Here is a 20,924-nt window from a genome sequence, read left to right as displayed (position 1 = left end):
CTCAAACTGCTGTGAAGTTGTGCTTATCAGCCCGGGGACGGGATCGAGTGATGCACTGTTAACGATTCACATTGCCGAAAGCATCAGTTTTGCGGCGGAATCCACGTGACGCCGTAACTGCTGCTTTGACTGACACTTGCCCCAAGAACGTGCGCAAAGGAAGCGATAGGCAGACACAACTGACCGTCCCTTCCAACCATGTTGGCGTCCAGCTTGACGTCCTGACCGTTTACCTGAATCGTGTTGCCATGAAATGGGACAGTCACAATCTGGTTGTTGTAGACAAACTGCAAGTCATGCTTAGACTGTGTGAATCCGAAGTCAGCCATTTGCGCAATGTCATAAATGCTCATGTACGTCTGTCCACTCACCATAAACGGCGTCACTTGCGGCATCGGTTCGCCAGTGGACGGATTAAGGAAGAGCTTCGTGTTCGAAGGACCATGGCTGAAGTCGAACATGTTCATCAGACTGCCAGCAATTGCGTCATAAGATCCGTCGCCGATACGGCCAAGGTTCCAGTTGTCTTCAATGAAGCGCAGGATAGAACTCTGGTCGCTGACCGTGTTTGCCACATAATTCCGCTTGGAGTAAGGCGAGATAACCATCAATGGCAGGCGCGGACCATATCCCATCCGATCTTGATAACCCCCCATTATGGTTGCGTTCCCGGCGTATTTCCCGTTCACCATGCCAAGGACATCCTGTGCTGGGTCATTCGATCCGTTAATAATCGGGCTCATGACATGGTCGTACCAGCCGTCAGAGTCATCGTAGTTGATGATAACCGCAGTGCTGCTCCAGTCTGGTGACTGTTCGAGTTTGTTGATGGTGTCAACCACGAACTGCTGTTCATCCAACGGATCGGAGTAGCCAGCGTGAGCGTCCTGATACCCGGGCGCCTTCAGGAAGCTGACTGCGGGCATATTTCCGGCATTCACTGCCTGCCAGAAGTTGGTCATATCGTACTGGTGATTCGCCTGGTCCGTCTTGCCAATCATCGTTACAGAGCTTGGCGGCAGGTGGTTCGGATTCGACGTGGATGCATAGAACTGGAACGGTTCGTGATGTGGAATGTAGTCGGTGACCTCTTTCCCGCCAACGTTTTTGTGCTGCGCCGTCGGGTTTGCAAATCCACCTTCAAACCAGCCCCAAGTGATACCCTTCGCATTCAGCAGGTCACCAATGTTTTTACCGGTCATTTCAATCGTTGTACCTTTTGAAGCTTTGTCAAAGTACGGGTCAACGTCGCTGAACAAGGTTCCGTTTTGGTTCAGGGCCCAAGTGGGATATCCCTTGTCTCCTGGTTTCAAGGCAGTGGGGTTTGGGGTTGTGGAGTTTCCACTAAATGCAATCGCTCCGTGTGTTTGACCAGAAATCAGGTTAATTGCCCCCGGACTCGATGGTCCCATCGTAGTGCCAAACGACTCATCGCTCATTGCAAAGTGCTGCGCATAATTCCAGAGAGCGGTGACGGTGTTGCCATCATAGTAGTCCATCACAGTCTTGTCACCGTGACCCGTCGCGTTCACAAAGTTGTCCATCAGGCCGTTGTCAAACGCCTTTTGCTCTGCGGAATAACCATGGTCCATATCGCCCGTCATTGCTTGACTGGGCCCGAGACGTTGCGGATTGACACCGTTTGGATTGTTCGAAAGCAGAGACGGTGTCAAGCCGTTAACAGACGGAGTTCCTGGAGCTGCATAAAAGGGAGGCTCACCTGCCGGGTTTGTTGCGTTTGGATAGGTACCAAAGTAGTGGTCGAATGATACATTCTCGCCAAAGATGACAACTACATGTTTAATCGGAGTGGTTGTCGCAGGAATGTGACTCACCGCAAAGTGGCTCGATAGAGCAGCACCTTGACCTGCTCCAGACACACTTGCAAAGACAGGCACGGCAGACAAAGCTAGGGTTGCAGCCACTGCCGCGGACAGCTTTAAACTACGCCGCATAAACAAGATACCTCCTTGGAATTTGCATCTGTGTCCAGCGTGTAAACACGCTTATCACGACCCAAATCTTACAGAGGATTTGTAAATTTACGATGCAAGAGAGATAAAAGACTATTGATTAGATGTTAAGAGTTTGTAGATTTTGTGGTGGAGGACTCAGACGAAGAACTAGGCGGGTTCTCAATATTTCCTTCTCGTTGTGACAGGTTCGCCCACAGTCGTCGCGGCAGCAAGATACAGCTGATGCCATAGCACTTCACAACATACAGCAAGAGAATGGCTAGCGAACCAAGAAAGAAGTCAATCCCGGATTGCATCGTAACAATCATCTTTCTTGCGATGGCAAAAATAAGGATATCCGTAACCAGATGCGGATCTCGTTTAATCAACATAAGGGCGACCTCAAGACCAATGATGTACAGCAGCGCATCGTCCAAAAACTGCTGGAGTGAACTGACCGTACCCCGCAAGAACACGCCTCGCAAACTCAGCACCATCATCACGCATGCAGAGACAACCCCAACGATAAGGAAGAGGGACAGGATGATCTCAAAAATTCGTATGAGAGACTCAATCCATTTTGACAACTTTACTGTGAAACGATGCACGGCTTCGTTTCCTCCCTGCGTTGGGTAGTTGAAACAAGTGGTTGACATGGGGTGGACAGTGCAGATCTTGAACGTCTTCGTCTTTCACGAGTTGGTCTGTATATATACAGATCGAAATCAATTTATGTGTATTATAACAGATGTGTGAATACTTTAAATTCTTTCGAATCCGTACAGTCGAGTCAATTTGCAAATGGGAGTAGAAAAGGCTTGATGGTGCACCGTCAGAGGAATACACTAGTTCATATTCTGGGAAATGTAAGAAGGAGGGAACTTTGAAGTGCTTTTGTGGCAAGTGACACTAACAGCCTTTATTATAACATCACTGTTCGGGCTGTATCTGTTTTCTGGCTATACCTTTCGCATTAAAGTTTACTATCCGCTCGTGCTCGTCGCGTGCCACATTACGGCTGCTGCTGTGACGACTATCTTATTCGCCATTCTCATTGTCAAAATGTTTACCACGTCTGCTCATGTCAACGTGTTTTCCATCGTCTTTGCATGCATCTCATTTGCGCTCGTGGCACTGACACTTTTATCAGGGCTGTACTTTTTCTTTCGCTACGACTTTAAGCGCCGGAAAACAAAATGGGGCATCATCATGACGCACCTTGCTATGGCAGGTCTATCGTTTATCTTTGCCATCTCGAGTATTTCAACAGTAGCGATAGCACCCACGGGACATACCTACCCCGGTTCAAAGTGGTACAAATATCATTTACGACAGTCCCTTGAGAACGCCACACAACAGCAAAACTGATACACCGTCGTCTTTCTGTGCCGCATGCGTACTTGTTCTGCTGGTAACAAAAATAACAGGTGCCAGGACGGAAATCCTTGGCACCTTGACAACGGGCTGCATCGTGAATTCAGGTTTTGGTTACTTCTGTGCTCGAGGTAAAAATGCTGAAAGAACTGCACCGATGAGGGGCAGGAATGACAAAATCGCAAATACCGTTGGCACACCAAACAAGTCCGAGATTCCCCCCAAGAACGTGGCCCCAATCCCCCCTGCCCCAACGCCAAACCCAATTGATAACCCAGAGGCAAGCGCAATGTTTTTCGGCAACAGCATCTGCATTAATACGACGGTCACGGCGAATGATGACAATACGCTAAATCCAAAGAACAACAGTACAAGGACGGCCACTACCCCATGTGTATGGGGGAACAGCAGCGCAAAAGGTGTTGCAATCAACATCGATAACATCATTAAGCGCTTCTGGCCGATCCGGTCGGAAACCACACCGCCGATAAACGTACCTAATGCCCCCGCACCCATGAAAACGAAATTAAACAGCTCTGAGGTTTGGATGGATAAGTTGTGAAAATAAAAGGGCAAAAACACCACCACACCAACCTGGCACCAGGAACGAAGAATGATGATGATAACGAGCACAATGACACCTGGGATGTTGTTCTCCCCTGTTATCTGTCGACGCCGGCCTGCTGACTCCGCAACCCGCCGATTCAGCCACGGTGTAATCTGTGCGCCGAGTCCAAGTGCCAGGATAGCGACTGGAATGAACCAAAGCAGCCCTTTCAGTCCTGTACTGGCGAGAAATAGTGGGATCATTAAGGGGCCGAATGCCTGACCCGCGTTCCCGCCAACCTGAAAAATCGACTGTGCCATTCCACGCCTAGAGCCTGCAGCCAGGTGGGTTCCACGTGATGCCTCAGGATGGAAAGCACCAGATCCCAGTCCGGAAATCGCAATACAGATGAGCAACCAAGGCAAGCTATGGACAAAACCAGTTAGGGCCAACCCGAGAACCGCTAGAAAAACCCCTGCCCCCAACAGCCAAACGCGCGGCTTCTTGTCGGTAAGTGTTCCAAAAATAGGTTGCATAACTGAGGACGTTAAGTAAGATACCAACACAACTAACGTAGACTGCGTATAATTAAGGTGAAGAGCATGTTTATACATGACCACAAGAGCTGGAACCATCCCGCTCGTGACAAGGTCGTTAAGAAAATGTGTTCCACTTAGAGAAAAGACCGCTCGACGATTGAACGACACAACGGATGAACGAGATACTTCTGTTTCAGGCAAACCTCTAACCCCCACTCCCGTACAGTCTTTATGCAGCAGTGTGGCTCTGTCACTGGCCTAGACTCGGAAAAAGATTCCTCCCGCCGCTCGCCACCACTACAGATTACCCCGAAGTTCCCGTGTGTCAACATCTGAGAATCCTGAACATACCTCCGGTTTGACTGGAGTGAAGCGTTCAGCGATGATGCTCACAGGCAGGTCTTTGCTTCTAAAAAACCGAAAGGATTGGTGATGATACGTGCCGCAGGATGACTTGAAACAGCGATTAACGCCGATGCAATATGAGGTCACTCAACACAGTGGGACTGAGCCCCCGTTTCACAACGAGTACTGGAACAATCACCGGGAAGGGCTGTACGTAGACGTTGTCTCCGGAGAGCCGCTTTTTACCTCCTTAGATAAGTATGACTCGGGTTGCGGCTGGCCGAGTTTTACCAAACCGCTCAATGACCATGAAATACGTGAGCGACGAGACACGAGTCACGGCATGATTCGCACAGAAGTGCGGAGCACCAAAGCAGACTCGCATCTCGGCCACGTATTTGATGACGGCCCAGAAGAAACGGGTGGACTTCGCTATTGTATTAATTCGTCAGCACTGCGCTTTATTGAAAAAGACAAACTTGAGGAAGAGGGCTACGGGGAGTATCTGCGCTTGTTTGAAAGATAAGCGCCCGGCGTTGAAGCCCCGTGATTCAGTTCGACCTGTGATGTGTTGCCGAGACAACCTGCTCAAGGTGACCAGCGGTTGTCTCGGTTTCATCGTATGTAACCACTGCAACACTTTCTCCCAAGTCAACACTGACACCTGCAACGCCCCGGGTTTGTCTGAGTGCCTTTGTGACCGCATTGACATTCAATCCATGAACTGACAATGTCAAAGTATCCAAAACAATTCACGCTCCCTAGGTTTGATTACACCGGTGTAGTGTATCCCCTGTCGCAGAAACAACACAGTTTCCCACCACTTTCGTATTTTCCTGCAAAACCGTTATGCTTAACCTAGAGGAGGTGCCGAACGTGAAAGGGGACGTTGTCGTTTACACCACCAGCAACTGAGGAAAGTGCCGTCTTGCGAAAGAGTTTCTTTCGCGTAATCATGTTCCGTTTCGTGAGGTTCATCTGTTACGACAATCGGGTGCCATTGATGAACTCGTTCGCCTGACCGGTTCGTTCACTGCGCCCGTCGTGATTGCAGGTCAAAGATTTGTTCGAGGCTACAACCCTCCGGCGCTTGAAGCCCTTCTGACTGACGAAGGATGGCTGTCTGAGTAATCACACCCAATTTCTGATTTTTACGTTCGTTTCCGAGACAATACGTTCGTTTCCGAGACGATTTGGAAGATTTAAAGTAACATTAATGTGAATCAGCATTTCATATCCCAGGAGGCACCAAAATGCAAATCGACGTGCAATCTGCAAAAGATCTCTTAGCCATTTCTTCTGATCTCGTTGTACTTACCTGCTCCTCCGATACATACCAGAATGAACCTGGCTTTACCGCATTCAATCACGCAATGGCCCATCAATTGTCTGCACTCCTGGAGCGCGAATCCTGGACAGCAAAGCAAGGTGATGTGTTTGAAACTCATACTTTAGGTCAAATAACCGCCCCCCGGTTCGCCCTCATCGGACTCGGGACACTCGCCAAAGAACCTGACCTTGGGGCCATTCGATTGGCAGCAGCCACCGCGGTGCGTAGAGCAGCGGAGTGCAAAGCAAACCACGTCGCGTTCATCTTACCCGAAGAATTGTCTGATTCATGGACAGATGTGGAAGTTGGACAAGCCATCGCGGAGGGTGCTTTACTCGCGAACTATCATTTTGAAAGCTATGCGCGGGACAAGAAAACTCATCACCACGTATCCAAGTTCACTGTTTACAGCACCTATGACGTTGCAGGTCTCAGCACAGGGATCAAAAACGGAGAAGCCGTGGCGTCCGGCGTCTGTCTGGCTCGCGACTTGGTCAACACCCCGGGCAACCGTATGACACCGACTATCATGGCTGAACATGCATCGAAAATTGCACACGAGTATGGAATGACCCTTGAAGTACTCGACAGAGAACAAATGGAAGAACTCGGCATGGGTGCATTGCTTGCTGTCGCCCAAGGGAGTGTCGAACCTCCAAAGATGATTGTCTTGCGCTACCAAGGTAGAGATACATGGGATAACGCTATCGGACTTGTCGGTAAGGGGATCACGTTTGACAGCGGCGGTCTCTCCATTAAAACCGCTGCTGGGATGGAAAACATGAAAACCGATATGGGAGGCGGTGCTTCCGTTCTTGGCACGATGAAAGCGATTGGCCAGTTAAGGCCCGCTATCAACGTTGTCGGTGTGGTTCCAGCCACTGAAAACATGCCATCCGGCAGTGCTTTTCGGCCGGGAGATGTCATTTCGGCAATGACCGGTAAGACCATTGAGGTCTTGAACACGGATGCGGAAGGTCGGCTAGCACTCGCAGACGGTGTAGCTTACGCCAAACATCATGGAGCATCTCAGATCATTGACCTGGCCACGCTTACTGGCGCAGCACTTGTTGCCCTCGGGACAACAACGACCGCTGCAGTGACAAATGACGAAGCATTTCTGGCCGACTTTATGGAGGCCACTCAGACTGCGGGTGAAAAGGCCTGGCAATTACCTGCCTTCGATGAATATAAGGATTTAATCAAAAGCGATATTGCCGATGTGAAAAATACAGGCGGCCGCTTCGCGGGTACCATAACCGCCGCTCTGTTTATCCGTGAGTTTGTTGAGAATACACCTTGGATTCACCTGGACATTGCGGGAACTGCATATTCCGACAAGGGCACAGCGCTCACGCCTAAAGGTGCTACAGGTGTAATGGTTCGTTCGTTGGTCCAGTACCTGTTGACGAAAAGCCGCTAAGCGATTCGCCACTCAGTAAAGCTAGAAAGACCAACATTCCTCACCTCGAGGAATGTTGGTCTTTTCTTGACTTCTTCATCGAATTCAGAATTTCGGGCAGTGTCGAATCTAGACACGTCAGGCTGCATGCGCTCAGAACTTACGCATGAATTCGAGCACCAAACGATCTATCACAGGCTCATCTGTCCACCGATCGTCGAAGTTTTCCGTCAGAAAATACGCTTGCAAAGAATGACGGGTTGCTTGGTCGTAATCTGCACCCGTTCCGGCTGCATAGCCATGGGCCCGAAGCAGGTCGCGGATTTCTTGCAATGTCTCACCTGTTAGCTGCAATCGGTCTTCAGGAGCTGTCCTGCCAAAATACAACCGTTGAAGCGCCAGCAGGCGTTTTAATTCTTCAATCGGTGACGGATTGTCATCGACGCGAAGATCAATATACCGATCATTGAATCCGCCGTACCCTGCGCCCTGCTTAGCAACATACAGAGCCGCCCCTTGCATTCCCCGCTTATCCCCGCCTGCTTCCTGGGCCAAGCTCAACGCGTAAAGAAGCCTGTCGGGCAGCGAGCCCTCAGATTGAATTCCCTTGACCAAACCATCGACAACGCCCGCACCAGCCAGGATGTTTCCCTGCGCAGCAAAGCCTGGCCCTGCGATACCGCCTGCATAGTCGAAACAGTCTTTCCCTGTAAAGGTCGCGCTGCGCCCCAGCATATCAACTACACCCACCTGCCGGGACTCTTTATCGGTATCATCTGCAGTCAACTGGACAATGACTTCCTCCGGTTGCAGTCCCTGCTCGAGCAGTTGAAGTCCTTTGGGGCCGTATGTCGTGTTCGCCCAACTCTGCGTGGCAATCGCACCTGCGCCTGCTTTCACCCAAGGCACCACGGCACCGACCGCGAGGAACTTCGACTGCACAGCAACGCCAATTTCGCCCGTCTTGACATCAACAGCAACAATCGAAAACGTCGCTACAGCAGACAGACCATTTTTCAGAGGCGTTTTTGACATTCCCCATCCTCCTGTGGACGAGTTTCTCGTCCGGGATTAGAGCTCAAATTTTTCGAGTGTCTCGGTGAGAATCGGCACAACCTGCTTTTTCCTGGATACGACTCCTTGAAGATTAGCTGTGTTGTCAGAGATCGTCACGTTGTACGCCTGTTCGACTGCTTTCGCTGCGCGGCCAAGCACCAGTGCCACAGAGTTGCTGTTCAGGATATCCGTGATTGCGAGTACAAACAGGTCGAGCCCCTTGTCAAGAATGACCTTGTTCAGAAGTGCTTCAAGTTCACCTTTGCGAGCAAGCAAGTCATTGGTATCAACCGTGTTGACCTGCGCGATTTCAACCTTGTAAGCGCCCATGGAGAATTCCTTTGCGTCCAAGGAAATCAGTTCCTCCGGTGTCTTGTCACTCAGATCAGCCCCCGCCTTTAACATCGCAAGGCCGTATTCTTCGTAATTGACACCTGCAATCTCCGCGAGTGCCTGAACTGCTTTAACGTCTTCATCCGTACATGTCGGTGATTTTAACAAGAGTGTGTCGGAAATGATGGCGGACAGCATCAGGCCCGCAATCGACTTTGGGATCGAGAGGCCATTTTCGATGTACATTTTGCGCAAAATAGTAGCTGTACACCCAACCGGCTCCGCACGGTAATACAGGGGTTGGCTCGTCTCAAAGTTTGCAATCCGGTGGTGGTCAATGACTTCAACAACAGTCACTTCTCCAATGTCGGAGGCACTTTGTTGACGTTCATTGTGATCGACCAAAATAACTTCCTTAGCTTCCGGCGCGACACCGTGCACAAGCCTCGGTGCAAAAACCTGGAAATGGTTCAGGACAAACGTGGTCTCGGGGTTCAGTTCCCCGAGTCGGAGCGGTTCAACAGAAACGCCCAACTGTGTCTTTAAATCTGCATATGCGAGTGCAGAACAGATGGAATCGGTGTCCGGGTTTTTGTGCCCGAAAATAACAAGCTTGTCCATGTTATCCTCCTTATGACTCGGGCGTGATAACGGTTTTCGCGCCGAGAGTATTTATCCTACTTATCATACGTGAGAACACAGTCGCAGTAAAATACGAAACGGGAAATTGTCGGTGATTGTGAAATGTGCGGACTGCAGTCCTTGCCCGCAAGTCCATGGTATTCGTATCATGAGGCTTGAGAGATTCGGTTGCAGGTTTGACGGAGTATGAAGAGCAGAGGATAGGGATTGGAGCGATATCGAGTGAATCAGCATCTCGCACAAGAACGCCCGCTGATGGACATCTGTCTGCTGGCTGGACGCATCATGTTGCAAAACGGAGCCGAGACGTACCGAGTAGAGGACACCATGATTCGCATGGCAAATGCCCGCGGCGTGGATGCACAGAGTTTTGTAACGCCGACGGGAATCATCTTTTCCATCGACGGAGAAGACAAAACGAGGCTCATCCGCGTCTCAGAGAGAGCTATTGACCTGCAAAAGATTACGCGGGTAAATACTGTTTCACGAGCATTCTGTTCAGATAAGCTATCCATTGAAGAAGCATATGAAAAGTTGACTGAGATCGCGGCTTCCAGACATGCCTACCCGATATGGCTGCAGATTGTCACCGCAGCTCTCGCGAGTGGGTGCTTCCTCATCATGTTTAACGGACCTTGGTCTGATTTTGCATCTGCGTTTGTTTGTGGAGCGATTGGATTCTCGTGCGCGCTGTACTTTCATCGACTAACTCGGTTCAAGTTTTTTGCTGAATTTCTCGCTGCACTTGCGCTTGGACTCGCATCGTTTGTTTTGGTCCGCATCGGTGCGGGTCAGTCGCAAAGCACCATCATTATCGGATCAGTCATGCCCCTTGTTCCTGGTGTACTCATCACCAATGCCGTCCGCGACTTGATGGCAGGTCACCTCGTCTCCGGGATGTCGAAAGGTATCGAAGCATTGCTTACGGCCCTCGCCATCGGCGGTGGCATCGCGGCCAGTTTGTTTCTCGTAGCCAGTTAAACGAAGAGGAGGAGAAACACGATGCTGATCCAACAGTTAGTGGTCAGCTTTTTGGCCACAGCAGCCTTCGGTATCATCTTCAGTGCCCCCAAACGACTGCTGATTGCAGGCGGTGGAGTCGGAATGATTGGATGGCTGATCTACATTGAATTCACACGTTCAGGCATACCGGTGGTACCTGCAACCCTTGTGGCTGCCTTCATGATTACGCTCGTCAGCCTGCTTTTTGCACGGTTTTACAAGGCACCCGTCACCGTGTTCAGCGTGGCTGGCATCATTCCTCTCGTACCGGGAGGGCTCGCTTACAACGCAATGCGTTATTTCGTGGAGAACGATTACAACCTGGCCATGCGCTACGCCGCTGAGTCGTTCATGATTTCAGGAGCCATTGCAATCGGGCTCATCGTAGCGGAGGTCGTGTACCAAATTGTCAAACGCCAGCCGGGGGCGTTCTAGCGCCGCCCACCAAGCAGGCCGCAGTTCGAACCAACGCCAGCGCTCCCATCGTGACGTCAATCGACAAACCGCTCCCATACCAGCACCCCATTTTGTCCCCCAAAACCAAAAGAGTTGCTGAGCACCCGATTGACTCTTTTTTCAAGCGGTGTATTACAAATGAGACTGGCAGGTGCAAGTTCGTCCGGCTGCTCACAATGTGCAGTCGGAGGAAGGATTTCGTCCTCGATGGCTTTAATACAAGCAACGCTTTCAATGGCCCCGGCTGCTCCGAGCAAATGTCCTGTGACGCCTTTGATGGAACTGATGGGAATATTCGATAAGTCGTCCCCGAACACACGCGACAGCGCTTTACATTCTGCACTGTCTCCTGCCGGTGTTGAGGTCGCATGAGCGTTAATATAGTCGATATCCTTTGGACTGAGCCCTGCGGACCTGAGAGCGCGTGACATGGCCGATGCAGCCCCAATCCCGTCCGGGTGGGGTGCCGTTTCGTGGTACGCGTCGTTGGAAGCTCCATATCCGGTAAGTTCAGCGTAAATTCTGGCTCCTCTGGCGCGGGCGTGCTCTAGTTCCTCCAGTACCAATATCGCTGCACCTTCCCCCATCACCATACCTTGACGGTTGGCATCGAATGGACGTGACCAGCGGCTTTTGTCTTCAGGTCCATTCTGTGCGAGCGCACCCGCAGATTTTAATCCGGCAAGGATCGAAGGCGTAAACAGGCATTCGGCCCCCCCAGCAAGAACCACGTCGACCTCACCACTCTTCAGCCAATAAGCTGCCTCGCCAATCGCGTTGGCTGCTGAAGCACAGGCTGTAGCATACGTCATCGACGGCCCTGTAATGTGATATGTCATCGCAATCGCACCCGCTGCAGCGTTCGGAATCGACTTGGATACTAATCTCGGACTGACCCGCACTGACGAGGTCAGTTTGACGGCCCCCGCCTCAAGAGATTGGACTCCGCCAAAAGCCGAACCAAGGGAAAGCCCCACCCTGTCGGACTCCGATTCTTTTCCAAAGGGGTGCCCTGAATCTCCGTCAAATCCGGCGTCAAAAAGTGCCTCCTTGGCAGAGACAAGCGCAAGCTGCGTGAAGCGGTCCGTATCAGAGACAAGTTTTCGCGGAAGATAGTCTTCCGGGGTAAAGTCAATTGCCTGTGCGGCGACGGGGGTCCACTTTTGCAAAACCGGATCGGACATCTCTCGAACGGCGGATTCTCCCTGAAGCAGACCATTCCAAAACCTTTTTAATCCCACCCCGAGCGGGGTGACGGTTCCCATCCCAGTGACAACAACCCTAGTGCGTGAGGGCATACAAAAGTCCCCTTTCGACTTCATCCATTTCATGATAGATTGTGTAAATTTGTAATTCAACCAATGCGACCCGCAAATTACACAGTGATTTTTTCGGGCTGGTTGTCCTTTGTATCGAATTTTGGGTATCGTAGATGTGCAAACACTAATCACGCGTGAGGTGAATCAGGTGCAGCATCGTAAACTTGGAAGTCAGGGGCTTGTTGTAAGCGCGCTCGGACTCGGTTGCATGGGTATGTCCGACTTTTACAGCGGTCGTGACGAGCAGGAGTCTATTCGCACGATTCATCGAGCCATCGAACTCGGCGTCACCTTCTTTGATACGGCAGATATGTATGGTGTAGGAGCAAACGAAGCATTGGTTGGTCGTGCTCTGCAGGGTAAACGCCAAGACGTGGTCATTGCAACAAAGTTTGGCAATGTGCGCTCAGCAGATGGGAAGTTTCTTGGCATCAACGGGCGTCCTGAGTATGTCAAAGAAGCTTGTGATGCCAGCCTGAAGCGGCTCGGTGTGGATACCATCGACCTCTACTATCAGCATCGCGTTGATCCAAATACCCCCATTGAAGAAACCATTGGAGCTATGGCCGATCTCGTCCAAGCGGGTAAGGTCCGATATCTCGGACTCTCGGAGGCTGCTCCGGAGACCATCCGCAAGGCAAACAGTGTTCATCCTATTTCAGCGCTGCAGACTGAATACTCACTGTGGAGCCGCGACGTAGAAGACGAAATCCTCCCGACAGTTCGTGAGCTCGGCATTGGATTTGTTCCCTACAGCCCGCTCGGACGAGGCTTTCTTACAGGACGCTTCCAACGTTTTGAGGATTTGCCGCAAGATGATTATCGCCGCAATTCCCCCCGCTTTCAGGGTGAGAACTTCGAGAAGAACTTGGCCCTCGTCAAGCTGATTGAATCGATGGCTGCCGAGAAAGACTGTACTCCAGCGCAACTAGCTCTGGCATGGCTGCTTCATCAAGGTGAGGACATTGTTCCGATTCCAGGGACAAAACGCGTGTCATATTTGGAGGATAACCTGAAAGCAGCAGACATTGAACTCACCAGGGACGACGTCGCACGCATTGACACGATTGCCCCAAAAGGCGTGGCTGCAGGTGAACGCTACCCGGCACAAGCAATGAACGCAGTTCATCGATAAAACAGGCCTCGAGCGTACACCGTCTCCCTGGGTCTTTGCAGGGGCCTGGTATGCCTGGCTAGCAGCGCAGCTTTTATTCGGAGGTAACAGCATGACCAAAGGAGAACTTGAGGATAAAATCAGCAAATCTTTAACTCAGTGGGAAAAAGACTACTTGGGACGCGGGTCCATCCTTGTCAAAACCGATATTTTGCGGAACATGGTGATCGTGTTGATGAGAGGCATTTTGACTGCAGCAGAGCAGGAACTGGCCACGACGCGGGAAGGCCTTATGTCGGTGAAACGGATGCGTTCAGACCTCGTTGAGAGCGGTGCGAACCAGCTGAAAGCACTGGTTAGTGAACTAACCGGTATCGAAGTCATGAGTTTCTACACGGACATTAGTACTCAAACGGGTGAACGAGTCATGGTCTTCATCATGAAAAGTCCCATCGAGTAAAGGACGAAAAGACTCACCCCATGCCAAGCGTCTCCCAAGATGGACACATTTTGTGAAGTGAGACCATTGGGTTGACATCTGGCTCATCTTTGTTAAAATAAAATTCGTTAAGCTTGAAACAACAGGATCATATTACACGAAGTGTAGTTTTTTGGTAGCGTTGAATAACCCCCTTTCGTACATGAGAGGGTAGTATAAACGAAACCGATTGACTCCACGAGTACACCAGCCTGCAGTCACCATGACAGTTGCGGGCGGTTGTTCTCTGTGGGATCGATCGGTTTTTTTATTAGCCTTTTACCGTATTGAGGAAGGGGTGCCACAATGGATTGGTTGCAAGGCGTGACAATGGCAAACTTGTACTTGGGGGCGCTGGCCCTCTGTGTAATCTCTGCACTGATTTTTCTATCTCCCAGGGTCTCAATTCGGTACGTATTTGTCCATCAAGGGCTCCTTATCCTGCCCTCCCTGGCCGCAATTGTTGCGCTTACGAGCGGGGATACGATGACGACCTCTTTCTGGCACTTGAGCAGACTGGGCTGGCTCGTGGCTGCTTTTGTAAATATAGTCAATGCCGTGGTTCAGCGATTCTCAATTCGGTATCTTCTCGGTGACAGAAAGTACCGTCAATACTTCACCCTCTTCACAGTGACAACAGCCGTGAATTCATTGACGTGGCTGATGAATGATATTCGTTGGATGGCTCTATGCTGGGGAGTATCTTTGATTGGGATGCTTCTGTTGTTCAGTCTAAACCGGTCATCTGCCTCTATAAAGATCATGGTCAGACAGGCAGCACTGATGTTTGCTCTGAGTTGGGTTTCCTTTACCGTCGCCGCTGTTCTTGTTCGACAAACCGTAAAATCTTGGGATATCTCTGTTGCACTCAGTCAAACCGGACTCGCACACATGACAGCATCCTCCACGACTGCTATTGACTTTCTGCTCGTCCTCACTGCCATTATTCCTGCTGCACAGTGGCCATTCCAACGCTGGCTTGTTCACTCTGCCGCGGTACCAACGCCTGTCTCTGCAGTGATGCATGCAGGATTCGTGAACGTTGGTGGTGTCTTGTTGACGGTTTTCTCCCCGCTGTTTCAGAGCATACCTGCACGAGAAACACTCTTCGCCATTGCCGCGGTGTCCATTTTGATTGGGACTGGAATTATGCGCGTCCATGTCGACTACAAACGACAATTGGTCGCATCGACTATCGCACAAATGGGGTTCATGTTGGTTCAGTGTTCACTTGGGGCGTATGTCGCAGCTGTCATCCATTTGGTCATGCACGGGTTCTTTAAATCCAGTCTGTTTTTTCAGTCGGGGTCTGTAATCAAGCCAAAGATTGCCACCACCAAGGTAACAACGCCTACGCTCTGGTCCTTATTATCTGTGCTCCTTGTCGGCGTCATCGTGGCATTGGGCTATTGGTTGGTTGCTCCCTCCCCGGGATATCGGTTACTGAGTGCAGTCATTCTTGGATGCGCAGCAGGTATTGGGTGGCATCAACTCGTGGTAGATCGCATGCCAAAGAGTCAGCTACTAATTGGCATTGGTGCTTTGACCGTGTCCGCGTTAACCTATCAAATGGTGCATGCCATCTTGGCTCCATGGCTTCAACTCTCTCCCGCATCGAGTGTTGTCTTGCCAACTGGATTTGTGGTCGTAAGTGTACTGTGGTTAACGCTTACAGGTGTAGGTATGTACTGGCTGCACCGACAAACCACGCGTCGGTTCAGCAAGCTTTATCTCTGGCTGGTTTATCTTGGTGAGCCGAGTACAAACCTCATCCAAGTCCGCCCAGCGTACCCCGAATCTAAGCCGCAAGTCAGACAATTGGTAGGATAAGGATGTGAATGAGAGACATGAATATCAAGCCGGAGCTGCTGAGCACGCATCAGGACCATTTTCCGAGACGATTTCAACTCGAACAGATTGTGGATCGCGCAGTTCAAGCGATTGCCCCACTCTGGCCCATTGATCAGTTTGCTGCGCGATCGCCTTGGATGAATCTTGAATCAGAACCTTTTCACCGTGTGGCCGAACATATGAAGAGAAGTCAAGGGGTAGATCTCTACCCTAGTGCTGCCATCATTCGAGCAGCGCAGCAAAAAGGGGAAATTGAACCGCGGTTTGTTGACGCGCGACTTCAAAAGTGGCTCGACGCAGAAATGGGTGGAGATGATCTTCGCGAGACGGTGGAAGTCTTCTGTAGAGCTGTAATGTCACTCCAAGAGATACCTGGTGACCTTATCTCCAATCTCGCTGTCCAAGAAGCTGCCTCCTCCATGCTGCACCTGGAAACTTCATTCTCATCGAAAGCCGAAGGTGAAGTCCAGCCGCTGAGCCAGCAGTTTGACCGCTTCAGTAACAGAGACACAAACCACAGGCTCAACCATCAGGCTATCAAGTGGTGCAAGCTTTACCTTGATGAATCTCAAGCAGTGTGGTCACTGCCTTATCGAGAAGAGGGATTTTACGCAGCCTGGCGACAACTTGTAGAGCACGACCCAGCGTTGCCCAGGGCTGTCCGAAAACGCCTGCATCAGTGGCCTGCTGACGCCTCATCCGCTCTGCAACTGGCCTTGGATAAACTACAAATCCCAGTATCAGATGTCGAATCGTATTTGCGGGAACACCTTCTCGCGTTACCTGGTTGGGCGGGTATGCTGTACTGGCGCGCACAGCGCGCTGACGCTGAAAGATCTCTGGTGCTGGATTACTTAGCCATTCGTATCTCGATGGAGTGGGCATATCTTGCGCCATACCTGCCCCTAAAGGATGAATCCCCAGCTGCGCCCAAGTTCATCCAGAATGGTATTGCAGCGTGGAAACATTACGCCGGAATGCAGCCATGCGAATGGCTTAACCTCTCACCGGAGGGGCAAATCAAACGACTATCGATAGCACATCGATTTAATCTTTTGACTGCACGGAGACTGTGGCTGGAAGCTTGGGAAGACACCCAAAGTGCACAACTTCAAAAACTCCTTACGGGAGAATCTCAGACGCTTACAAAGCCGGACTTTGGAACGTCCCGCAGGCTTGAAATCATTGAAGCTGAGAGCCATATCGGCGATTCAGAGCGCATCGTCGCGCCTTCTGCACAGTTTGTATTTTGTATCGACGTACGGTCTGAGCCATATCGTCGACGGCTGGAACGAAGTGGACCATTTGAGACCTACGGTGCAGCAGGGTTCTTTGGTTTGCCAGTAGCTGTCAAGTCGCTCGGCATGAGCCATGCTCACGCCTCTTTGCCCGTTATCCTCACTCCTAAGCACCTCATTGTGGAGTATGCAGCCGACGAGTATCACATGCCATATCTGGCGCGCCGTGATGCGGTTGACACCGTGTCGCACGCTTTTAAGACCATGAAGCAAAGCACTCTGGGGAGCCTGCTCTTGCCGGAAGTGACAGGATTTTGGATGGCATTGCACATGATTGCTCGTACTTTCTTCCCAAGAATGACTGGCAAAGCCATTCGTCAATTGCGTCAGCGATGGCTTAAAAAGCCAAAAACCATGTTCTCCATTGACATAGCAGATCAGATAACCGGCGTACCGAAAGGGCCCGTAAGGGAGGACGCCTCCGACAATGCAGGTCCAGATACAGCTCACGCAAAACGAGAGGAGTCTTCTCTTTCTCTGAACAGTCCTCTCGCTGTCGGAATACCAGATAACCTGAAAGTTGAATACGTTCGACAGTTTCTTGCATCCATTGGACTTACGAGAGATTTTGCTCCGATTGTAGTCATATGCGGACACGGCAGCGAAACGACGAACAATCCGTATGCTGCAAAGCTGGATTGTGGAGCGTGTGGAGGAGCGTCAGGGGCTCATAACGCGAGGATTCTGGCAACGTTGTGCAATACAACAAGTGTTCGTGCATCACTCAAGAAAATTGGCATTGAAATTCCCGAAGCAACGTTATTCCTTGCAGCGGAACACATCACAACCCTGGACACATTGCGTTGGCTGTATGTACCAAGTTTATCAGAAGGCGCAAAAGACGCGTTTGATCAAGTGAATCGTGTATTGCCGATTGTCCAAAGGGCCGCTGTCACAGAGCGTTTGCGCGAATTCCCGTTGACACCAAGACAGATTGAAGCGCCGGTTCGTCAGGCAGAGCGCTTATCAGAGGATTGGAGTGAAGTCCGACCTGAGTGGGGGCTGGCCAAGAACGCCGCATTCGTTATTGGGCACCGCAATTTAACCAAGTCCTGCAACCTGGAAGGTCGCGTTTTTCTCCACAGTTACGACTGGCAAGCGGACTCGGACGGCGAAATTTTGAACGCTATCCTCTCGGGACCGGGAACAGTTGCACAGTGGATTAACCTGCAATACTACGCTTCGACGGTCGCTCCAGATTATTATGGCGCTGGGAGTAAAGCTACCCAAACCGTAACCTCAGGACTCGGTGTCATGGAGGGTAACGGCAGCGATTTACTAACTGGCGTGCCGTGGCAAAGTGTTATGGAGTCTGACAAGGAACCGTACCATACTCCCCTGCGGCTTCTCATCATCGTCGAAGCACCTCGAACCCGTATGGCGGACATTCTCGAAGCAAATCCCTCGTTTCGCCAAAAGGTGCAAAACGGATGGGTCCGTCTTGCCACCATCGACCCGAGCGGCCTCTGGGAAGATTGGACTGGTGACGCCTTCGTGACAGATAATGGAGGTCATGGATTCTCGGAGGTGTCGAATAATACGGGCACAACACGCCCTGTCTTTACGTCATAAATGGCACCACAGATGTTCGATATCTGTGGTTCGCAGTAAATAACGAAACCCAATCGCTCCTACACCTGATTTGCGCCAAGCACCTTCGGCCCGAGTGGAATCTTGGTTTTCGCATTCGGTTCTAGTGTGATGCCAATTGTGTCAGAACTCGTCTGTGGTCCCGTTAGTGGAACCTGTAAAACGCCAACACGATTCGAATTCACTTTTATCACGCCCGCACTCTGCCGGACACCGTGGTGCAACAGCCAAACGTGATACACCTGTGAGCCCGTTGTCGGTTTGACATTCGAAATATAAACAAGCAATTGAATGCCACTTTGGGTCGGCATGATGACGACTTTGCCGGTTGCTCCGGCTTGCACCTGTGTCGGTTGCAGAGTCACTGCTCTAGACGCAGCAGCTAGTTGTCGTTGCATCGTTTTTAATGACGTCGAATCCCTGGCGACCTGTCCGGCGAGGAAGACGGACACAATAAGCAAAGCCGCACTGAGCGTCCACGGTACGAGATACCGCAGTAGGTGTTCCTTATCTGATGCTGTCGCCCGCCTCGGCCCATATGCCTGCGGTGAAACCACTTCGCTTATCGGGGATACATTCACAGGAGGTCGCTGTTCGTACGCTTTCAAGAGAGTCTTTGAAAGTAATTCGTCGGGCGGCATTACAGGTGTCAAAAGCTGGACCAGTTGGTCCTCTGCCTGACTCAATTCACGCAGCTCGTGTCGACACCTGGCACACGCAGCCAGATGTTTCTCCACAGATTTTCGTTCATCATCATGCATTCTCATTCGCAGATAAGCTAGAAGATCGAGGTCTTCGCAGTTTTCGTATTTCACCTTTCAGCCCCCTCTCTCCACTCCGGCATCATCTCTCGAAGGAATTTCAATGCTTTGTGCAGACGAGTTTTTACGGTCCCCAAGGGTCGGTTCATCTGCTGTGCGATCTCGCTTAGTGTCAACTGGTGAAAGTAGGCTAACTCGATGACAGTTCTTTCCTCAAAGTTCAGAGCCTGCATCGCCTCTGAGACGTCTTCGCGAAACCAGTGGTGAAAACTCACCGATTCTACGCTGCGTTCTAAGCCTGTCCCTAGATCGTCTGCAGTCTGTCCGTACCATTCCAATATTACGGCTCCGTTTCGTCGCTGTTGACGCAATTTGTCATACAAAATGCGTCGAGTTATGGTCAGCAGCCAGGTTCGAAACTGACTTTGCTCCGGCCGGTACTGTGCACTCGTAGTCCACAGTCTGACAAACACATCCTGAGTGACCTCGCTTGCAAGTTCCTCATTGCTGCACCCATGGAGCGCAAACGTGTAAACGAGGCCACTGTATCTGTCATACATCTGCTCGAAGGCCTCTGAGTTTCCTTCCTGAATTTTCGAAAATAAATCGGCATCATCGAGCAGTTCCATCCGCACGCTCACTCCTTTGACATCAAGCGGACCAGTTACCGTCGATTATACGGTAACTGGTCCGCTGCACTCCGAGCATCAATCATCATTTCTCCAGTTCAGACTCTTTTTCTTATTTAACACGCCATTGATGTAAAAGCGCATAAAATATGTCCTCCTCAAATACAAAGAAAGATGTGTATTGTGACAAGCCAAGTTGGTCCGTTGAAATGTTGCTCAGAGTGGGAAAACCCTTTAGATACCGCGGTTGGTCTTTTACCTCTGCACATGGAGAGGTAATGACCCATCCAACCGAAGCGCCTGTGATTCCGTGTGTCAATGTATCGACAGAGATCGTTGGTTTGACTGGATTCAGTGTGTACATCCCTGTGGGACCGATGTTGTAGTACATACTTTGCACATTCACATTGCGATTCGTATAACTGAAGACAACTGGTTTACCAAAACTGGCTACAAGCGCTCCTGTTTTCTCATCAATTACCTTAAATGCGAAGTCGAAAATCGACGTTTGTCCTTCAGGTGCCTTAGCGTCAAAACTGACCAGCGGTCCTTGTAAGATTTCGAATTTCACTGGGTCGCTGAACGCACCTGCAGGTATGGTGACCTTGGCTCCTCCAGCTTGGAGTGTGGCCCCTACTCCCACTGGTATCAATGCTTCCGCTGCTACGTTTGGAAAGCCGTGCGCTTGAAAGTCGACGGTGGCGGCAAAGACGGTTGTGGTGCATGCGACCATTGTAATTCCTACCGTGATAGTACCAAGCGTTGCAGTTGCCTTCGGTAGTGTCCCGTCAAGTGGTGTAAATTTGAGTGCAACCCCTTAGTGTCGGCTATTTATGCAACACTGACGTTGGCGCCAGCAATTGCTGTTCGTCGGTACCGGTGAGTTTTGCCATGGACTCTCGG

At 50.8% G+C, this 20,924-nt stretch carries 19 protein-coding genes and 1 pseudogene; 10 read left to right on the top strand and 10 right to left on the bottom strand.

What is annotated here, in order from left to right; all coding sequences use genetic code 11:
- Positions 1 to 83: 83 nt before the first annotated feature.
- Both AN477_RS18955 and AN477_RS18950 read right to left on the bottom strand, forming a co-directional pair.
- Entirely contained in the window at positions 84 to 1,955 is a 1,872-nt protein-coding gene (locus AN477_RS18955; protein ID WP_083486468.1) for an alkaline phosphatase family protein, read from the bottom strand.
- 125 nt (positions 1,956 to 2,080) lie between these two features.
- Complete coding sequence (locus AN477_RS18950) at positions 2,081 to 2,563, bottom strand: hypothetical protein (RefSeq protein WP_054970751.1); 483 nt, start codon at positions 2,561 to 2,563, stop codon at positions 2,081 to 2,083.
- A 280-nt stretch (positions 2,564 to 2,843) separates the two neighbouring features.
- On the opposite strand from AN477_RS18950, the gene AN477_RS18945 reads away from it, so the two are divergent.
- On the top strand, positions 2,844 to 3,323 hold the full coding sequence (locus tag AN477_RS18945; RefSeq protein ID WP_054970750.1) for a hypothetical protein: 480 nt from the start codon (positions 2,844 to 2,846) through the stop codon (positions 3,321 to 3,323).
- Between the two features lie 120 nt (positions 3,324 to 3,443).
- Here AN477_RS18945 and AN477_RS18940 read toward each other — a convergent pair whose 3' ends face one another.
- Entirely contained in the window at positions 3,444 to 4,616 is a 1,173-nt protein-coding gene (locus AN477_RS18940; protein WP_054970749.1) for an MFS transporter, read from the bottom strand.
- Between the two features lie 238 nt (positions 4,617 to 4,854).
- Between AN477_RS18940 and msrB the strand changes: the two genes are divergently transcribed.
- Positions 4,855 to 5,286, top strand: a complete 432-nt coding sequence (msrB, locus tag AN477_RS18935; protein WP_083486467.1) for a peptide-methionine (R)-S-oxide reductase MsrB — start codon at positions 4,855 to 4,857, stop codon at positions 5,284 to 5,286.
- A gap of 25 nt (positions 5,287 to 5,311) precedes the next feature.
- Here the strand turns inward: msrB and AN477_RS18930 are convergent, their stop codons facing one another.
- Entirely contained in the window at positions 5,312 to 5,506 is a 195-nt protein-coding gene (locus AN477_RS18930) for a heavy-metal-associated domain-containing protein (RefSeq protein ID WP_054970748.1), read from the bottom strand.
- 184 nt (positions 5,507 to 5,690) lie between these two features.
- On the opposite strand from AN477_RS18930, the pseudogene AN477_RS25960 reads away from it, so the two are divergent.
- Together AN477_RS25960 and AN477_RS18925 are read left to right on the top strand one after the other, a co-directional pair.
- Positions 5,691 to 5,891: pseudogene (locus tag AN477_RS25960) on the top strand (glutaredoxin family protein); the annotation flags it as partial.
- 122 nt (positions 5,892 to 6,013) lie between these two features.
- Entirely contained in the window at positions 6,014 to 7,513 is a 1,500-nt protein-coding gene (locus tag AN477_RS18925) for a leucyl aminopeptidase (protein WP_054970747.1), read from the top strand.
- 132 nt (positions 7,514 to 7,645) lie between these two features.
- Here the strand turns inward: AN477_RS18925 and AN477_RS18920 are convergent, their stop codons facing one another.
- Both AN477_RS18920 and AN477_RS18915 read right to left on the bottom strand, forming a co-directional pair.
- Positions 7,646 to 8,527, bottom strand: coding sequence for a DUF1028 domain-containing protein (locus tag AN477_RS18920; protein WP_054970746.1), 882 nt, complete (start codon positions 8,525 to 8,527; stop codon positions 7,646 to 7,648).
- Positions 8,528 to 8,563: 36 nt separating this feature from the next.
- Positions 8,564 to 9,502 carry a manganese-dependent inorganic pyrophosphatase gene (locus AN477_RS18915; protein ID WP_054970745.1) on the bottom strand — a complete coding sequence of 313 codons (939 nt, stop codon included), beginning with the start codon at positions 9,500 to 9,502 and terminating at the stop codon, positions 8,564 to 8,566.
- Between the two features lie 243 nt (positions 9,503 to 9,745).
- Between AN477_RS18915 and AN477_RS18910 the strand changes: the two genes are divergently transcribed.
- Together AN477_RS18910 and AN477_RS18905 are read left to right on the top strand one after the other, a co-directional pair.
- Positions 9,746 to 10,504, top strand: coding sequence for a threonine/serine exporter family protein (locus AN477_RS18910; protein WP_425388201.1), 759 nt, complete (start codon positions 9,746 to 9,748; stop codon positions 10,502 to 10,504).
- Between the two features lie 21 nt (positions 10,505 to 10,525).
- A complete protein-coding gene (locus AN477_RS18905) occupies positions 10,526 to 10,960 on the top strand; it encodes a threonine/serine exporter family protein (RefSeq protein WP_054970744.1) in 435 nt (144 codons plus the stop codon).
- Between the two features lie 56 nt (positions 10,961 to 11,016).
- Here AN477_RS18905 and AN477_RS18900 read toward each other — a convergent pair whose 3' ends face one another.
- A complete protein-coding gene (locus AN477_RS18900; RefSeq protein WP_054970743.1) occupies positions 11,017 to 12,279 on the bottom strand; it encodes a beta-ketoacyl-[acyl-carrier-protein] synthase family protein in 1,263 nt (420 codons plus the stop codon).
- A gap of 169 nt (positions 12,280 to 12,448) precedes the next feature.
- Between AN477_RS18900 and AN477_RS18895 the strand changes: the two genes are divergently transcribed.
- The 4 genes from AN477_RS18895 to AN477_RS18880 all read left to right on the top strand — a co-directional run bounded on the left by AN477_RS18895 (position 12,449) and on the right by AN477_RS18880 (position 18,613).
- A complete protein-coding gene (locus tag AN477_RS18895) occupies positions 12,449 to 13,435 on the top strand; it encodes an aldo/keto reductase (protein ID WP_054970742.1) in 987 nt (328 codons plus the stop codon).
- A gap of 91 nt (positions 13,436 to 13,526) precedes the next feature.
- Positions 13,527 to 13,874, top strand: a complete 348-nt coding sequence (locus tag AN477_RS18890; protein ID WP_054970741.1) for a Na-translocating system protein MpsC family protein — start codon at positions 13,527 to 13,529, stop codon at positions 13,872 to 13,874.
- A 324-nt stretch (positions 13,875 to 14,198) separates the two neighbouring features.
- Positions 14,199 to 15,722 carry an NADH dehydrogenase subunit 5 gene (locus AN477_RS18885; RefSeq protein ID WP_054970740.1) on the top strand — a complete coding sequence of 508 codons (1,524 nt, stop codon included), beginning with the start codon at positions 14,199 to 14,201 and terminating at the stop codon, positions 15,720 to 15,722.
- A gap of 8 nt (positions 15,723 to 15,730) precedes the next feature.
- Positions 15,731 to 18,613 (top strand): DUF2309 domain-containing protein, encoded by a 2,883-nt coding sequence (locus AN477_RS18880; protein ID WP_054970739.1) that lies wholly within the window; start codon positions 15,731 to 15,733, stop codon positions 18,611 to 18,613.
- A gap of 59 nt (positions 18,614 to 18,672) precedes the next feature.
- On the opposite strand, the gene AN477_RS18875 is transcribed toward AN477_RS18880, so the two are convergent.
- The 3 genes from AN477_RS18875 to AN477_RS18865 form a co-directional block, all read right to left on the bottom strand.
- Positions 18,673 to 19,446, bottom strand: a complete 774-nt coding sequence (locus AN477_RS18875; RefSeq protein WP_054970738.1) for an anti-sigma factor — start codon at positions 19,444 to 19,446, stop codon at positions 18,673 to 18,675.
- Positions 19,443 to 20,021, bottom strand: a complete 579-nt coding sequence (locus AN477_RS18870) for an RNA polymerase sigma factor (RefSeq protein WP_054970737.1) — start codon at positions 20,019 to 20,021, stop codon at positions 19,443 to 19,445. Before AN477_RS18870 ends, AN477_RS18875 begins: the two co-directional genes overlap by 4 nt.
- 112 nt (positions 20,022 to 20,133) lie before the next feature.
- Entirely contained in the window at positions 20,134 to 20,754 is a 621-nt protein-coding gene (locus AN477_RS18865; protein ID WP_054970736.1) for a hypothetical protein, read from the bottom strand.
- Positions 20,755 to 20,924: the final 170 nt, after the last annotated feature.

It is taken from the genome of Paenalicyclobacillus ferrooxydans (assembly GCF_001399675.1).
Taxonomy (GTDB): Bacteria; Bacillota; Bacilli; order Alicyclobacillales; family Alicyclobacillaceae; genus Alicyclobacillus_B; species Alicyclobacillus_B ferrooxydans.
Note: the sequence above shows the minus strand (reverse complement) of the source record. Positions and strands in the feature narration are given on the sequence as shown.

What these genes read in the sequence shown, in the direction of transcription:
- AN477_RS18955 (WP_083486468.1), bottom strand. Translation starts at nt 1,955, where the DNA reads ATGCGGCGTAGTTTAAAGCTGTCCGCGGCAGTGGCTGCAACCCTAGCT.
- AN477_RS18925 (WP_054970747.1), top strand. Translation starts at nt 6,014, where the DNA reads ATGCAAATCGACGTGCAATCTGCAAAAGATCTCTTAGCCATTTCTTCT.
- AN477_RS18920 (WP_054970746.1), bottom strand. Translation starts at nt 8,527, where the DNA reads ATGTCAAAAACGCCTCTGAAAAATGGTCTGTCTGCTGTAGCGACGTTT.
- AN477_RS18915 (WP_054970745.1), bottom strand. Translation starts at nt 9,502, where the DNA reads ATGGACAAGCTTGTTATTTTCGGGCACAAAAACCCGGACACCGATTCC.
- AN477_RS18905 (WP_054970744.1), top strand. Translation starts at nt 10,526, where the DNA reads ATGCTGATCCAACAGTTAGTGGTCAGCTTTTTGGCCACAGCAGCCTTC.
- AN477_RS18900 (WP_054970743.1), bottom strand. Translation starts at nt 12,279, where the DNA reads ATGCCCTCACGCACTAGGGTTGTTGTCACTGGGATGGGAACCGTCACC.
- AN477_RS18890 (WP_054970741.1), top strand. Translation starts at nt 13,527, where the DNA reads ATGACCAAAGGAGAACTTGAGGATAAAATCAGCAAATCTTTAACTCAG.
- AN477_RS18885 (WP_054970740.1), top strand. Translation starts at nt 14,199, where the DNA reads ATGGATTGGTTGCAAGGCGTGACAATGGCAAACTTGTACTTGGGGGCG.
- AN477_RS18880 (WP_054970739.1), top strand. Translation starts at nt 15,731, where the DNA reads ATGAGAGACATGAATATCAAGCCGGAGCTGCTGAGCACGCATCAGGAC.
- AN477_RS18870 (WP_054970737.1), bottom strand. Translation starts at nt 20,021, where the DNA reads ATGGAACTGCTCGATGATGCCGATTTATTTTCGAAAATTCAGGAAGGA.
- AN477_RS18865 (WP_054970736.1), bottom strand. Translation starts at nt 20,754, where the DNA reads ATGGTCGCATGCACCACAACCGTCTTTGCCGCCACCGTCGACTTTCAA.